Annotated in this window: 17 protein-coding genes; 8 read left to right on the forward strand and 9 right to left on the reverse strand. The window is 69.6% G+C overall.

Annotated elements, in window-relative coordinates; all coding sequences use genetic code 11:
• Window positions 1-16 precede the first annotated feature (16 nt).
• Together ncot_RS18895 and ncot_RS18900 are read right to left on the reverse strand one after the other, a co-directional pair.
• Window positions 17-1,030, reverse strand: coding sequence for an AraC family transcriptional regulator (locus ncot_RS18895; protein ID WP_168619467.1), 1,014 nt, complete (start codon window positions 1,028-1,030; stop codon window positions 17-19).
• A 42-nt stretch (window positions 1,031-1,072) separates the two neighbouring features.
• On the reverse strand, window positions 1,073-1,621 hold the full coding sequence (locus ncot_RS18900; protein ID WP_206065047.1) for a dihydrofolate reductase family protein: 549 nt from the start codon (window positions 1,619-1,621) through the stop codon (window positions 1,073-1,075).
• 102 nt (window positions 1,622-1,723) lie between these two features.
• On the opposite strand from ncot_RS18900, the gene ncot_RS18905 reads away from it, so the two are divergent.
• From ncot_RS18905 to ncot_RS18925, 5 genes are all read left to right on the forward strand, one after another.
• On the forward strand, window positions 1,724-2,803 hold the full coding sequence (locus tag ncot_RS18905; protein WP_168618996.1) for an oxidoreductase: 1,080 nt from the start codon (window positions 1,724-1,726) through the stop codon (window positions 2,801-2,803).
• 21 nt (window positions 2,804-2,824) lie between these two features.
• Window positions 2,825-3,184 carry a hypothetical protein gene (locus ncot_RS18910; RefSeq protein WP_168618997.1) on the forward strand — a complete coding sequence of 120 codons (360 nt, stop codon included), beginning with the start codon at window positions 2,825-2,827 and terminating at the stop codon, window positions 3,182-3,184.
• A 73-nt stretch (window positions 3,185-3,257) separates the two neighbouring features.
• Window positions 3,258-3,452: a helix-turn-helix transcriptional regulator gene (locus ncot_RS18915; RefSeq protein WP_168618998.1), complete on the forward strand. Its 195-nt coding sequence runs from the start codon at window positions 3,258-3,260 to the stop codon at window positions 3,450-3,452.
• Between the two features lie 46 nt (window positions 3,453-3,498).
• Window positions 3,499-3,849, forward strand: coding sequence for a hypothetical protein (locus ncot_RS18920; protein WP_168618999.1), 351 nt, complete (start codon window positions 3,499-3,501; stop codon window positions 3,847-3,849).
• A gap of 137 nt (window positions 3,850-3,986) precedes the next feature.
• Entirely contained in the window at window positions 3,987-4,658 is a 672-nt protein-coding gene (locus ncot_RS18925) for an arylsulfatase (RefSeq protein WP_168619000.1), read from the forward strand.
• A 118-nt stretch (window positions 4,659-4,776) separates the two neighbouring features.
• On the opposite strand, the gene ncot_RS18930 is transcribed toward ncot_RS18925, so the two are convergent.
• The 5 genes from ncot_RS18930 to ncot_RS18950 form a co-directional block, all read right to left on the reverse strand.
• Window positions 4,777-5,226, reverse strand: a complete 450-nt coding sequence (locus ncot_RS18930; RefSeq protein ID WP_168619001.1) for a hypothetical protein — start codon at window positions 5,224-5,226, stop codon at window positions 4,777-4,779.
• Window positions 5,227-5,612: 386 nt separating this feature from the next.
• Complete coding sequence (locus ncot_RS18935; protein ID WP_168619002.1) at window positions 5,613-6,350, reverse strand: hypothetical protein; 738 nt, start codon at window positions 6,348-6,350, stop codon at window positions 5,613-5,615.
• Between the two features lie 529 nt (window positions 6,351-6,879).
• Window positions 6,880-7,284, reverse strand: a complete 405-nt coding sequence (locus ncot_RS18940) for an arsenate reductase ArsC (protein WP_168619003.1) — start codon at window positions 7,282-7,284, stop codon at window positions 6,880-6,882.
• Window positions 7,281-8,384 carry an ACR3 family arsenite efflux transporter gene (gene arsB, locus ncot_RS18945; protein WP_168619004.1) on the reverse strand — a complete coding sequence of 368 codons (1,104 nt, stop codon included), beginning with the start codon at window positions 8,382-8,384 and terminating at the stop codon, window positions 7,281-7,283. Before arsB ends, ncot_RS18940 begins: the two co-directional genes overlap by 4 nt.
• Window positions 8,381-8,818 carry an ArsI/CadI family heavy metal resistance metalloenzyme gene (locus tag ncot_RS18950; RefSeq protein ID WP_168619005.1) on the reverse strand — a complete coding sequence of 146 codons (438 nt, stop codon included), beginning with the start codon at window positions 8,816-8,818 and terminating at the stop codon, window positions 8,381-8,383. Before ncot_RS18950 ends, arsB begins: the two co-directional genes overlap by 4 nt.
• Window positions 8,819-8,896: 78 nt before the next feature.
• On the opposite strand from ncot_RS18950, the gene ncot_RS18955 reads away from it, so the two are divergent.
• Window positions 8,897-9,232, forward strand: coding sequence for a metalloregulator ArsR/SmtB family transcription factor (locus ncot_RS18955; protein ID WP_168619006.1), 336 nt, complete (start codon window positions 8,897-8,899; stop codon window positions 9,230-9,232).
• Window positions 9,233-9,270: 38 nt separating this feature from the next.
• On the opposite strand, the gene ncot_RS18960 is transcribed toward ncot_RS18955, so the two are convergent.
• Window positions 9,271-10,659 carry an ATP-binding protein gene (locus ncot_RS18960; RefSeq protein ID WP_168619007.1) on the reverse strand — a complete coding sequence of 463 codons (1,389 nt, stop codon included), beginning with the start codon at window positions 10,657-10,659 and terminating at the stop codon, window positions 9,271-9,273.
• Between the two features lie 10 nt (window positions 10,660-10,669).
• Window positions 10,670-12,325, reverse strand: coding sequence for an FAD-dependent oxidoreductase (locus ncot_RS18965; RefSeq protein ID WP_168619008.1), 1,656 nt, complete (start codon window positions 12,323-12,325; stop codon window positions 10,670-10,672).
• A gap of 223 nt (window positions 12,326-12,548) precedes the next feature.
• On the opposite strand from ncot_RS18965, the gene ncot_RS18970 reads away from it, so the two are divergent.
• Together ncot_RS18970 and ncot_RS18975 are read left to right on the forward strand one after the other, a co-directional pair.
• Window positions 12,549-13,079 carry a TasA family protein gene (locus ncot_RS18970; protein WP_168619009.1) on the forward strand — a complete coding sequence of 177 codons (531 nt, stop codon included), beginning with the start codon at window positions 12,549-12,551 and terminating at the stop codon, window positions 13,077-13,079.
• Window positions 13,076-13,684: a signal peptidase I gene (locus ncot_RS18975; RefSeq protein WP_206065048.1), complete on the forward strand. Its 609-nt coding sequence runs from the start codon at window positions 13,076-13,078 to the stop codon at window positions 13,682-13,684. Before ncot_RS18970 ends, ncot_RS18975 begins: the two co-directional genes overlap by 4 nt.
• The last annotated feature ends 10 nt before the right edge of the window (window positions 13,685-13,694 follow it).

A 13,694-nucleotide genomic window follows, 5' to 3' on the forward strand; every position in this document is an offset into this window, starting at 1 on the left:
TCCCAACGCGACAACTTCACGCGCCGACGACAGGCTCCGCGCGTCGCAGCTCGCGAGGGCTCATCCCGAACCACCGCCGGACGGCATGGCTGAGGGCCGACTGCTCGGCGAAGCCGACCATCGCCGACACCTGGCCCAGCGGCAGCTCGGTGGTGGTGATGAAGCGCCGCGCCGCGCTCCGGCGTACGTCGTCGAGGACCTGCTCGAAGGTCGTCCCCTCCGCGGCGAGCTGTCGCTGCAGGGTCCGGGGGTGGATCGCGAGCAGGCGCGCCACGTTCGCGATCGCGGGTGCGGTGGTGTGCAGGCTCCCGGCCAGCGCACCGCGCACCTGCGCGGAGACCAGGCGCGACGGGTCGGCATACTGCGCGGCCAGGTGGTCCATCGCGATCCGACGGATGCTGTCGTTGGCGCTCGCGAAGTGCTCGTCGAGGGCACGTGCCTCCACCCGCAGCGCCGCAGCCGGACGGCCGAACTTCACGTCGGCCGCGAAGAAGTCGAGGTAGCGGCTCACCGGGGAGATCGGCTGGTGCGGCAGCTCGACCGTGCGCAGCCCCGCCGCGTTCCCGATCAGGTTGGTGGCGACCCGGTGGAAGACCCCGATGCCGAGCTCCATCGCCTGTGGAGAGTACGGCGACTCGCGCAGGTCCTTGCGATAGGTCAGGGCCACCACGTCGGGATCGCCCCACGGGTCGGCGCCCAGGCTGATGCTCAACGCCGGGCTGTGCACGAACATGAACCGTGAGGCGCACTCCAACGCGTCGACGGCGGTCGGCGAGGCCTCGATCGCCACCGCAAGCTGGCCCAGGATGCCGAGGTCCTGTCCCTCGGCGAGGCGCAGGCCGAGGTCGCAGCACTCGAGCTCGTCGGCAGCGGCGTCGAGCATCCGGTCGTGGGCGGTGATAGAGATCAGCCCGTCCTCGTCGAGGAGCACCTCGCGCCTGATGCCGAACCGCTCGAGGAGCGCGTCCACGTTGCCGCCGAGCTCGGTGACGAGCGGCGCGAACCCACGCAGGCTGGCAGCGCGAATCATGGGCTCCACAAGGGAGAGACTAGGTGGTGCCGAGCGGGCGCGTCAGCCGCCGGGCGGGCCGTCCAGGAGCCGCGGCACGTATTCCAGCAGCTGCAGCCCGCCCTCGAAGGTGCGACTCGAGGTCAGGTCGAGGGCGACATCGGGATAGTCGTCATAGATCCGCTCGCGTCCGGTCCTGCCGGTGATGACCGGGAAGACCACGACCCGGAACCGGTCGACCAACCCCGCGGAGAGCAGGGTGCGACAGAGCATGCGGCTGCCGATGGTGGCCATCGGCACGGACTCGGTGGCCTTCATCGCCCGCACGGCCTGCACCGGATCGGTCGCGACCAAGGTGGTGTTGGGCCAGGTGAGCGGTTCGGTCAGGGTGGAGGAGAACACGATCTTGCGCAGGTCGGCCATGCCGTCCGTTCCCGGCTCGCCCGCCTCCGCGAAACCCGACATGAGTCGATAGGTGGTGGCGCCCATCAGGTGCGTGTGCTCCGGTTGCTCGCCCAGCCACGCGAGGTACTCAGGGCTCTCCATCCCCCAGAATCCGGGCCAGCCCTCGCCGGCGCCGTAGCCGTCGAGCGAGGTGATGTAGTCGATCATCAGTTCAGCCATGGTGGGTTGACCGCGCCGGACCGCCGGAATCATCGGTTCGTGGCCCGGTCCCTCTGGACAGGGTCCGTCCGGGGGGGCAGGGTGCCAAGCATGCGTATCCTTCTCGGAACCATCACCCTCGTCCTGTCCGCACTCCCGCTCGGCGCGCCGGCCACGGCGGCTCCGGTTGCCGCACCCGCGGCCGATCCGACGTGGAACGAGTCCGTCGTCGACGCCGACCAGAGCTTCCGTGGGATCGACGCGGTCAGCCCCGACACGGCCTGGATCGCCGGGAGCAGCCTGACCGAGGGTGGCCCGGGCAGGATCTTCCGTTCCACCGACGGCGGTGACTCGTGGCAGGACGTCAGCCCTCCCGGCACCGAGGGCCTGGGGTTCCGTGACGTCGAGGCCGAGGACGCCAGCACCGCCTCGGTGCTGGCGATCGGACCGGGCGAGGCCTCGCGCATCTATCGCACCACCGACGGTGGCGTGACGTGGACCGAGACCTTCCGCAACACCGAGGAGACCGCGTTCTACAACTGCATGGACTTCTACCCCGGCGGCAAGCGAGGTCTCGCGGTCAGCGACCCGGTCGACGGCACGTTCCGCATCCTCGCCACCGACGACGGCGGCCAGTCATGGGAGGTTCTCTCCGACGAGGGCATGCCCGACTCCACCGGTGAGTTCAACTACTCCGCCAGCGGCGACTGCCTGGTGATCAAGGGCCGCAGCGCCTGGTTCGGCTCGGGCGGTGACGCGTCGCACGTGTTCCACTCGACGGACTTCGGACGCACCTGGGAGGCGAACGACTCCACGATTCCCGCCGGAGAGGCCGCCGGCGTCTTCGGCCTGGCCTTCCGTACGCCGCGCGAGGGCATCGCCGTCGGTGGCGACTTCGCCGCCCCGACCGACGGTGCCGACGCCACGGCCCGCACGTCCGATGCTTCCGAGTGGAGCAACGCCGGCGACCTGGCCCGCCTCGGTGAGGATGCTGCCTGGATTCAGGGTCACCGCGACACGCTGGTGGTGGTCGGTGAGTCCGGCGACGTGATGGGCAGCAGCATCAGCCGGGACGGCGGGCTCAGCTGGGAGCAGTTCGCCGAGACGGGTTTCCACACGCTCGACTGTGTCCGTCACACGTGTTGGGCCGCCGGCGGCAACGGCCGCGTCGCCACGCTGCGACTGCGCTGACCGACGGGGCCCGAGTCAGCCATGGCGGTGGTCGAGGACGTCCGGCACCTGGGCTCCGAGCTGGAGCGTTCCCAGGAGGTCTTCGTGCGCGGGCAGCTCAAGTTCCGGGTCAAGCAGATCGTGTATGTCGCGTTCTCGCTTGACGAGACGGTGATGGGCTTCGGGTTCCCGAAGGAGGAGCGTGACGCGCTGGTCGGGGGCGAACCCGACAGGTTCCACCTGCCCCGGGAGTCGGACCTGCGCTTCAACTGGGTGCACGCCAACCTGGCCACCCTCGATCCCACCGAGGCCCGCGAGTTCGTGGTCGACGCGTGGCGCATGGTCGTGCCCCAGAAGGTGTGGCGCGCGTATGACCTCACCCATCCGAACGGTCCGGGCTGACTACGCCTGTCGTCGGGTTGCGGTCATGTCAAGGACGCTTGACATGACAGTGAATGTCAAGCACCCTTGACACGTGCGCAACGTCGTGAAGTCGCTCAGATCCGCGGAAGGCCTCTCCCAGGCCGACCTCGGGACTGCGCTGGGCGTCTCGCGGCAGACGATCAACTCGATCGAGAAGGGCCGCTACCTGCCCTCACTGCCGCTCGCGATTGCACTCGCCAAGTTCTTCCGGACGACCGTCGAGGAGGTCTTCGATGTCGACTCATGACGCCCCCACTCAATCCCGCACACCACTGGTTCGCTGGTTGGTGCCGGTGACCGCCGTTGCGATCGGAATCGGCTACCTGGTCGCCGGCATCGTCGGCGACGAGATCGGTTTCGGAGTCTTCGGTCTGGCCCTCATGCTGGCCGTGGGCGCTGCCTTCGTGTGGGCCGGTCGGCACAGCGAGACGGTGGCCGGACTGCTCGACCGCAGGGACGAGCGGATCAACAGGATCGACGCTGGTGCCAGCCTGTTCGCTGGCATGTCCATCCTGATCTCCGTGATCGTGATGTTCATGGTCGAGATCGCGCGCGGTCAGGATGGTTCGCCCTACTATCAGCTCGGAGCGCTCGGCGGAGTCAGCTATGTCGTGGCCCTGGTCTGGTTGCGGCTGCGCCGCTGACCTCCCGAGGGGACCACGCCACCCCGAGATGCACGCCTTCGGCGCACAGCTCCCCATTCGGATCGCTGCTGCAGCCCCGCCGGTTTCCTGCTGAGACGTCGATCTGTCGTCCCGATGCCTGTGGCAGCGTCTGTGCCATGACGATCGGGTTCTTGCACACGGCCGCGGTGCACGTGGCGACCTTCGATCGACTCACCCACCAGGAGTCGGCGGTGGTCGCGACGCAACACGTCGTCGACGAGACCTTGCTCGACCGGGCTCGCGCGCACGGCATCGCCTCCGTTGCCACCGATGTCGCAGCCCGACTGGATGAACTGCGAGACCGCGGCGCAGATGTCATCGTCTGCACCTGCTCCACGATCGGCGGCCTCGCCGAGCAGGTCTCTGGCGATGCCTCGACGTTCCGGGTCGACCGCCCGATGGCTCGCGCGGCGGTTGCGGTCGCGGTCGCCGTGGCGGTCACGGCCGGCGCGGCGGCCGGGTCTCGCATCGGAGTCGTGGCCGCCGTCGAGTCGACGTTGCAATCCACCGAGGCCCTGCTTCGGGAGGAGGCCCTGGATGCTGGCGGCGACCCGCTGATCGAGCTGGTGCTGGCTGAAGGTGCGTGGGTCGAGTTCGAGGCCGGCAACACCGAGGCCTACCTGCGACGGGTCGCCGAAGCTGCACGGAACTTGGCCGGTCGAGTCGATGTCGTCGTACTCGCCCAGGCCAGCATGGCCGCAGCCGAACCGCTCCTCACCGACCTCGACGTGCCGGTGCTGTCGAGCCCGTTGGGTGCCGTCAGGCACGCCATCACCCGGCTGACGTGACGGGGGCCGGTTGGATCAGCGGTCACCGTCTCCTCGTGGCGTCGGCGTGCCTCGACGGCCCTCCCTGGCCCTGACTGCCAGCGGCATCGACCCGTCTCCGCATGGTTCAGCCAGCGGTTCAGGCGGCGGGGTCGTGGTGGGCGAGGGTCAGCGCGAGGCCTTGTTCGAGGCGTGAGGGTCCGAAGAGGGCTCGGCCCAGTGTCTCGTTGATGACCGTGGTTCCGGTGGCATCGACAAGCCGGTAACGCTGATGTGGGGTTCGCCAGACAACAGTGCCCGGCTCGGGTATTCGCACCGTGTAGCCGGCATGGGTCTTGGCCCGGTGCTGGCTCCGGCCCAGCGGGGCAGCATTGTGCAACCCGGTCTGCCCCGGCGGCGCACTGCTCCCCGGTCTTCGGTGCTGGAAGGGTTCGACGTGGTCGTAGTCGACAGCCCGGCTGATCGTGGTGGAGTGCGGGAACGCCGTCCTCGGGCTGATCAGCTGCACCTGCTCCTTGAGCCACTGCGGCATCACGTAGGAGGCCACCGGGGTGATGCCGTTGAGGTCGACGACCTCGGTGACCTTCACCAACGCACCTCAACATCGACCCGAGGTGCTTCGGGAGCACCGGTCCGCCGTCCTCGACCTTCACCACGCACCCTCGCCCGGTCGGGTGACTCGATGCCAACGCGGCCTGGTGCAGGTGCACGTAGACCACCGCCTGCGGGCGCAGCTTCGCCGGATCCAGGTTCCTCAAGACTTCGAGCAGGTGGGCCGGGAAGGCTGCGGCCCACGACTGGGTCCACGACCCCGCCCACGACCCCGCCTCGTCCGGCGGCGCGGACGCGTCGTCGGGCTCGACCTCGTCGTCGGGCTCGGCACTCAGGTCCGGCCCCGGACCGGGATCGACATCAGCACCCGGGTCGGGCCAGGGTCCCGGGTCTGGTTCGGGGTCTGGTTCGCCTACGCGGCAGTCATCTGTCGTCACCGCTGTCGTCACTTTCGTCACCGTTGCCAGCGCCACTGCCGTCCACGCTCGCGGCGTCGCTGTTCTTGTCCTCGCCACCGCCGACACCGTCGTCACCGCCGACGTCGTCGACCTCGCCACCGTCGGCGCTGGCGGCGTCGTGGTCGCTCTCGTCGGCACGGGCCTCGTCCTCGGCGTCGTGCTCGGTGGGACCGGGGTCCGGGTCCTCGGCATGCTCCAGCAACAACGCCAGAAGCTCCGCCGGCCTCGCCAACCACCCGAACGCCACCGACCGGCGGGCGTCCTTGGACCGCAACGGCAGCCGTGCCGCCTCATCCTCGACCGCCAAGATGTCAGCGACCCGGTCCAGCAACGCATCCACCCACACCGCATCCCCGTGCTCGACCCGGGCAATCACATGACGCAACCCCGCCGCATCCATCCGCCCCACGCTCACGAACCTGCGCTCCCGGGCCTCCTTGACCTTGCGTTCGTGCAACCCCGGGTTGGCCTCGATCACCTTCGCCTCGGCCACCTCCAACACCACCGAAGGCTGCTCCCCCGCCAACGCCACGGCCACCGCAGCATCGACACCCGCCGCCTCGCCCTCGGACAGGTCCCGGGTCAGCCTCGCGACCTTGCGGGCCACCCAGGCCTCACACGCGAGCGCACCGACCACCGCCCAACACCTCGGAAGCCGGTGCACCAGGTCCAACGCATCGGCCATCAACCACCGCGTCGCCATCGGATGCGCCTGCCTGCTGACCGCCAGCTCATGCAGACACAAGTCCTGCACCCGCGGGGTGCCGACACCCCCGACCAGCACAGCCTCGCCATCCCCGGGAACTGCCGCTCAACCGGCCACTCCCGCGGATCATCGGCATGGAAATCCGCCCACAGGACAGCCAACCGCAGATCGTCATACTCCGCCTGACGACGAGACCGCAACGCATCCTCCACGAACAGCAACGTGCCGCCCGGGTCCATGCCATCGACGAAGGTCTCCATGCAGACCACTCAAGCACTGGCCACCGACAACCACCCCCCGGAAACAGCCCAGAACGGGGCTCTGGGGAAAACTTTCTGAAAACCTTTCTGCGCCGGCCCGACGGGTGCACTCGTCCCTCACGGCCTGCTCGATCACCGAGACCAGGGACCCTGCACGGATCCTCGGCCGGCTCGATCTGCGATCGCCGGCAGTCTCGATACACCGACTCGTTCCTCGCCGGCACTCGACCAGCGATCGTAGGGCCCTGCTCGATCACAGACCCTGGTCAGGCTGTGGAGGACAGCTCGTCGATCAGGTCCAGGACTCGTCGTTCGATGTCATCTCGGATTACCCGCACTTCATCAAGGGGTCGTCCAGCGGGATCGTCCAGCGACCAGTCGAGGTAGCGCTTGCCCGGGTAGATCGGGCAGGCGTCCCCGCAGCCCATCGTGATCACCACGTCGGCCGCACGCACGGCATCGTCACTCAAGAGCTTCGGCACCTCCGCGGACAGGTCGATCCCGAGCTCGTTCATCGCTTCGAGCACTGCAGGATTCAGGCGGTCTGCCGGCTCGGATCCGGCCGAGCGAACCCGCACACGATCACCACCGTGGTGAGAGAGCAGGGCGCCCGCCATCTGTGACCGGCCAGCATTGTGGACACAGACGAAGAGCACTTCCGGAGCGGTCACGAGGCGACCTTTCGTTCGGAGGAGGCAGGGCGCAGGCGCAGGGCGACGTACACCAGAGCGACCAGCACCGGCACCTCGATGAGCGGCCCGACGACCCCGGCCAGTGCCTGGCCCGAGGTGGCACCGAACGTGGCGATCGCGACGGCAATGGCCAGCTCGAAGTTGTTGCCGGCCGCGGTGAAGGCCAGCGTGGCGGTCTTCGGGTAGCCCAGCCCCAGTCGCGACCCGAGGAACCAGGACACCGCGAACATCCCGAAGAAGTAGGCCAGCAGCGGCAGCGCGATGCGGGCCACGTCGAGCGGCGCACCGGTGATCGCGTCACCCTGCAGCGCGAACAGCATCACGATCGTGAACAGGAGTCCGTAGAGGGCGAACGGCCCGATCCGGGGCAGGAAGGTGCCTTCGTACCAGTCGCGACCTCGGCGGCGCTCCGCGATCAGGCGGGTGAGGAAGCCGGCGAGCAGGGGTACGCCGAGGAACACGGCCACGCTCAGCACGATCGCGACCACCGAGAAGTCAGCGCTCGTGGTGGCCAGGCCGAGCCAGCCGGGCAACGTCTGGAGATAGAACCAGCCGAGCGCGGCGAAGGCGAGGATCTGGAAGACCGAGTTGACCGCCACCAGCACGGCCGCGGCCTCGCGGTCACCGCAGGCGAGGTCGTTCCAGATGAAGACCATGGCGATGCAGCGCGCCAGGCCGACGATGATCAGGCCGGTCCGGTACGCCGGCAGGTCGGGCAGCAGCAGCCAGGCCAGGGTGAACATGAAGGCCGGACCGACGACCCAGTTCAGCACCAACGAGGCGACCATCAGCCGCCGGTCGGCGGTGACCCGGCCCATCTCGGCGTAGCGGACCTTCGCCAGCACCGGATACATCATCAGCAACAGGCCGACGGCGATCGGCAGGCTCACCCCCGCGACCTCGACCGAGGCCAGCGCGGAGTCGAGGCCCGGGACCAGCGCGCCGAGGGCCAGGCCGGCAGCCATCGCCGCCAGGATCCAGACCGGCAGGAGCCGGTCGAGGGTCGACATCCGTTGGACGACGGCTTCCTCGACCGGCGCGGGGGCAGCTTCGGTGCCGGTGGACCGCGATGGGGTCATGCGGACTTGGGACCGCAGCACGCCCCGGCTTCGGGGGCAGGGGCAGCGGCCGACGAGCCGATCGCGCCGGCGTCACCCTTGACGACGTACACCTCCCACGGCTCGGCACCGGGACCGTGCACCCAGACCTTGTCCTGCAGGGCGTAGCAGCACTCCGTGTCGTTCTCCTCGAACGTCGCCAGGCCGGCTTCCACGAAGCGGTCGCGGGCGTCGGTGACCTCGGTCGTCGACGAGACCTCGACCCCGAGGTGGTCCATCACCGTGTCCTTGCCGGCCTCACCCTCGAGGAGCACCAGCTTGAGCGGCGGCTCCGCGATCGCGAAGTTGGCGTAGCCGGGACGGCGCTTGGCCGGCTCGACGCCGAAGAGTGCCGAGTAGAACGCGATGGACCCCTCGAGGTCAGCCACGCGGAGGGCCAGTTGTACTCGTGACATCACAGCTCCTTGCTTTGAAGTTCATCTAACCAGATGACCACTCTTGCCCATTGTTTCGAAGTTTGTCAAGATAGATGCATGTCGAAACAAGAGATGTGTTGCAGCCCGCTGGTGAGCGCACCACTGGGCGAGGCCGAGGCCGTCGAGTTCGCCCCGCTCTTCAAGGCGCTGGGTGACCCGGTGCGTCTGAGGCTCTTCTCCTTGATCGCCTCCCACGAGGGCGGTGAGGCCTGCGTGTGCGACCTGACCGGCGCGTTCGACCTGTCCGGACCCACGATCTCCCACCACCTCAAGTCCCTCAAGCAGTCCGGCCTGGTCGATGCCGAACGCCGCGGCACCTGGGTCTACTACCGCGTGCGCCCCGACACGCTCGCACGTGTCGGCGCGCTCGCCGCCGTGCCGGCGCAGTCCTAGCCGAGACTTCCTGGCCGAGGGCCCGTACGCCGGGCGCGTCAGGTCGTGGGCGGGTGCACCGGCAGCACCACGCGGAACACCGTGTGCCCGGGCTCGGACTCGACCGTTATCTCGCCACCGTGTCGCTCGACCACGATCCGACGGGAGAGGTCGAGCCCCAGGCCGGTGCCCTGGCCGACGTCCTTGGTGGTGAAGAACGGCTCGAAGGCGTGGGCCCGCACCTCCTCGGGCATCCCGGCGCCGCTGTCGGCGATCTCGACCACCACGGAGTCGCCCACCGCCCGGGTGGAGACCTGCAGCGTCCCGACGCCGGCCATCGCGTCCACGGCGTTGTCGATCAGGTTCGTCCACACCTGGTTGAGCTCGCCGGCGGTGGCCTCGACCTCGGGCACGTCGGCGCCGTAGTCGCGCACCACCGTGACCTCGCTGAGCTTGTGACCGAGCATCACCAACGTGCTGTCGAGGCCGTCGGTGAGGTCCACCCGCTGCACGGAGGCACGGTCGAGCTGTGAATAGGTCCGCACCGCCGCGACCAGCTCGGAGATGCGACGGGTCGACTCCTTGACCTCCGCGAGCAGCGCCGCGGTCGAGAGCGAGCTGGCGATCCACTCGAGACCAGCGGCCAGCGGAGCCTCGCCGAGCACGGCGAGCGCCCGCTCGCACCACGCGGTGTCCACACCCGCTGCGGCCAGGTGCGAGGCCACCTCCCACTCCCGCGCGACCCCGTGCGCCACCAGCCAGTCGGACAGCTCGTCCTCCCGGTCCGCCAGCTCCAGCGGAGCGATGGCCGCGGCCGGCGGCTCGATCTGTCGGCGCAGGTCGTCGAGGTGCACGAACTGCTCGGCGGTGATCGACCCCTTCGCCAGTGCGGTCAGCGACGACAGCAACGCGTCGCAGGTCTCGGCGAGGGCGTCCACGGCCCGGGTGGCGGCAGAGGCCGGGTTGTTGATCTCGTGGGCCAGGCCCGCGGCCAGGGTGCCGAGCGCGACCAGTGCCTCACGCTCGCGTGAGCGCGCCTCGATGCTGCGCACCGTGTTCATCAGGCCGCTGATCATGTGGACGCCGAACGGGAACCAGGCGTCGGCCAGCTCACGGAGCCGGGCGGACGGAACCCTCAGCAGGCGCCCGGCAGAGTCCCCGCGCCCGGTGGCGGTGTAGATGCCGTGGGGGTCCCAGGCCTGGAAGCCGCCGGCCCACTGCCCCGGGGTGGCCATCCTCCCCATCACGGTCTCCTCGTGCCCGACGTGCCGGGTCAGCACCAAGGATCCGTCGAGCAGGAGCCACCAGTCGTCCGCCGGCTGCGCCTCACTGAACAGCTCCTGACCGACGACGAAGTCGAGCTCGTCGCCCACCTCCAGGAGCTGGTGCACCTGCTCGTCGGCCAACCCGTCGAAGAGGGCCAGCGCCCGCACGTCCGCATAGGTCACGGCCCCTCCCTCAGATCGTCGCCAGGTAGCGGTGCACGAGATGGACCGACATCGCGCCCTCACCGACCGCGGACGCCACCCGTTTCATCGAGTCCAGCCTCACGTCGCCCGCGGCGAACACTCCCGGCACGCTGGTCTCGAGGGCGTACGGCGGCCGCGCCAACGGCCACCCGGCCGCGTGGTCCGCGCCGACCAGCTCCGGACCGGTGAGCACGAACCCCTTGTCGTCGCGGGCCACCGCGTCACCCAGCCACGAGGTGCGTGGCATCGCCCCGATGAAGACGAACAACCACGACGTCGCCACCTCCGCAGTGGTCCCGTTGGCCCGGTCGGCCAGGGTGATCGCCTCCAGGTGCCCGTCGCCACGGGCCGCCACCACCTCGGTGCGCACCAGCACCTCGATGTTCTCCGTGGCGAGGACCCGGCCGACGAGGTACTGCGACATCGTCTGCGTCAGGGACTCGCCACGCACCACGAGCACCACCCGCTTGGCGAAACGGGCCAGGTTCAGCGCCGCCTGACCGGCCGAGTTGGCCGCCCCCACGACGTACACCTCCTCCCCACGGCACTCGTCGGCCTCGCTCGCGGTGGCGCCGTAGCGCGCGCCCTGCAGGCCGAGTGCGTCGAGCCCCTCGGCGTCGAGCCGCCGGTAGGAGACCCCGGTCGCGACCAGCAGCGCCCGCGCCTCGATCTCTCCCGAGTCGAAGCGCACGGCGTGCACCGGGCCGCGGCTCTCGAACCCGAGGACGTCGCGGGCCAGCACCATCTCGGCTCCGAACCTGGCTGCCTGCGCGACGGCCCGGTGGGTGAGGTCGGCACCGGTCAGGCCCTTGGGGAAGCCCAGGTAGTTCTCGATCGAGGCACTCTGGCCGGCCTGTCCCCCCGGCGCGTCACGCTCGACCACGACCGTGCGGAGGCCCTCGGAGGCGGCGTAGACCGCGGCGGCCAGGCCGGCCGGCCCGCCCCCGACGATGCACAGGTCGTAGAGCGGCTGCTCGGCGCGGGTGCGCAGGCCGAGCGCCTCCGCCACCGCGAGGGTGGTCGGCGTGCGCAGCGCCTCCCGGTCCGGCACGAGCACCAACGGCAGGTCCTCCGGCCCGCCGTCGGCCAGCTGCAGCAGCCGCTGTGCCTCCTCGTCGCGTTCCACGTCCAACCACCGGTAGGGCACGTGGTTGCGGGCCAGGAACGTCTTGAGCTCCTGGCTGCGGTCGGACCAGCGGTGGCCGACCACCCGCACCGTGGCCGTGTCGTCGGGGTGGTCCTCGCTCCAGTCGTCCAGCAGGTCGTCGATCACCGGGTAGAGACGGTCCGCGGGCGGGTCCCACGGCTTGAGCAGGTAGTAGTCGAGCCCGATGTCGTTGATGGCCTTGATCGCGACGTCCGTGTCGGCGTACGCCGTGAGCAGCAGCAGCTTGGTGTCGGGGGTCCGGAGCCGCACCTGCTCGAGCAGCTCGATGCCGGTCATCTGCGGCATCCGCTGGTCGGAGGCGACCAGCGCCACGGACCGGTCGCGCAGCGCGAGCTCGGCCATCGTGGCCAGGGCCTCGGCGCCCGAGGTCGCCCGGATGATGCTGTAGTCGCCGCCGTAGCGCGAACGCAGGTCGCGGGTGATGGCGCGCGAGACCGCGACGTCGTCGTCGACCGCCAGGATTGCCGGTTTCGCCATCGAAGCACCCTCCAGGAGCGGGTCCGACGCTAGCTGCGACTTCGGCCCGGGGCGGCCCTGCGGCCGGTCTTCCCCAATTCCGGGTAGGCCGCGTGTGGTCCCGACGAACAGCAGTGGCGAAATGTGGCGCACGTGTGGAAAAGGTGTCGAGCTCCCGTGGTCCGGGTCTCCATAGCGTTCTGCTCAACCTCAGGACAACGACTCGCTGCACAGGAGCAGACACATGAAGAACTCCAAGAAGATCCTCGTCCCGCTCGCCACCCTGGCCGCCGCCGGCGCCATCGTGGTCGGCTCCGGTGCGACCTTCACCTCGTCGACGCACAACTCGATCAGCTCGGTCACCACCGGCAAGCTGAGCCACACGAACTCCAAGGACAAGGCAGCGATCTTCACCCTGCCGAACATGAAGCCCGGTGACACCGTCAACGGCACCCTGACGCTGACCAACACCGGCACGCTGCCGGCCGCGTTCAGCCTCACCGAGACCTCCTCGACCAACGGCTTCACCGGCGAGAACCTGTCGCTGACCATCACCAACACCGCCACCGGCCTCGACGTCTACTCGGGCACCTTCGGCGGCCTCGTCGACGGCGCCAAGACCGACCTCGGCACCATGCAGCCCGAGGCTGCGACGACGTACCGCTTCACCGTGAAGCTCGCCCAGTCCACCAACAACGACGACCAGGGCAAGACCGCCTCCGCCGCCTACCAGTGGGACTCGGTGCAGCTGGACGGCGAGACCTTCGACCAGTGACACGCGCACGGCCGCGCGCCACCGGGGCAGTGGCGCTGCTCAGGCGCCTGGGCTCCCTGTCGGTCAACCTGCTGCTGGTCGCGACCCTGCTCGGAGCGGCGGCCTACACGCTCCCCTCGCTGCTCGGCTACCAGCGCTACGTCATCACCGGGGGGTCGATGTCGGGCACCTTCGAGCGCGGTTCGGTGGTCTTCTCGAAGGTGGTGCCCGCCGAGGACCTCCGGGTCGGTGACGTGATCACCTACCTGCCGCCCCCGAGCAGTGGTGTGGACACCCTGGTCACGCACCGGATCATCCGCATCGGGCACGACGAGCTCGGGCGCCGGGTCCTGCGCACCCGGGGAGACGCGAACCCCGACCCGGACCCGTGGCGCTTCACGCTCACGGACATCGACCAGGCCGTGGTCGCCTTCAGCGTTCCCCACGTCGGCCATGTCTTCATCGCGCTGGCCGACCGGGACAACCGCAGGTTGCTGATCGGAGTGCCGGCCGGCCTGGTGGGCCTGACGGCCATCTTCCAGCTGATCGGGGCGATCCGGCCCCGGCGTGGACGTCCCGCGCGTGATCGTCGTCCGGGGGCGACGGTCGCAGCTGCGGGCAGTTGAGGGAGGCGCG

Origin of the sequence: Nocardioides sp. JQ2195, from assembly GCF_012272695.1 — a bacterium.
GTDB lineage: Bacteria > Actinomycetota > Actinomycetes > Propionibacteriales > Nocardioidaceae > Nocardioides.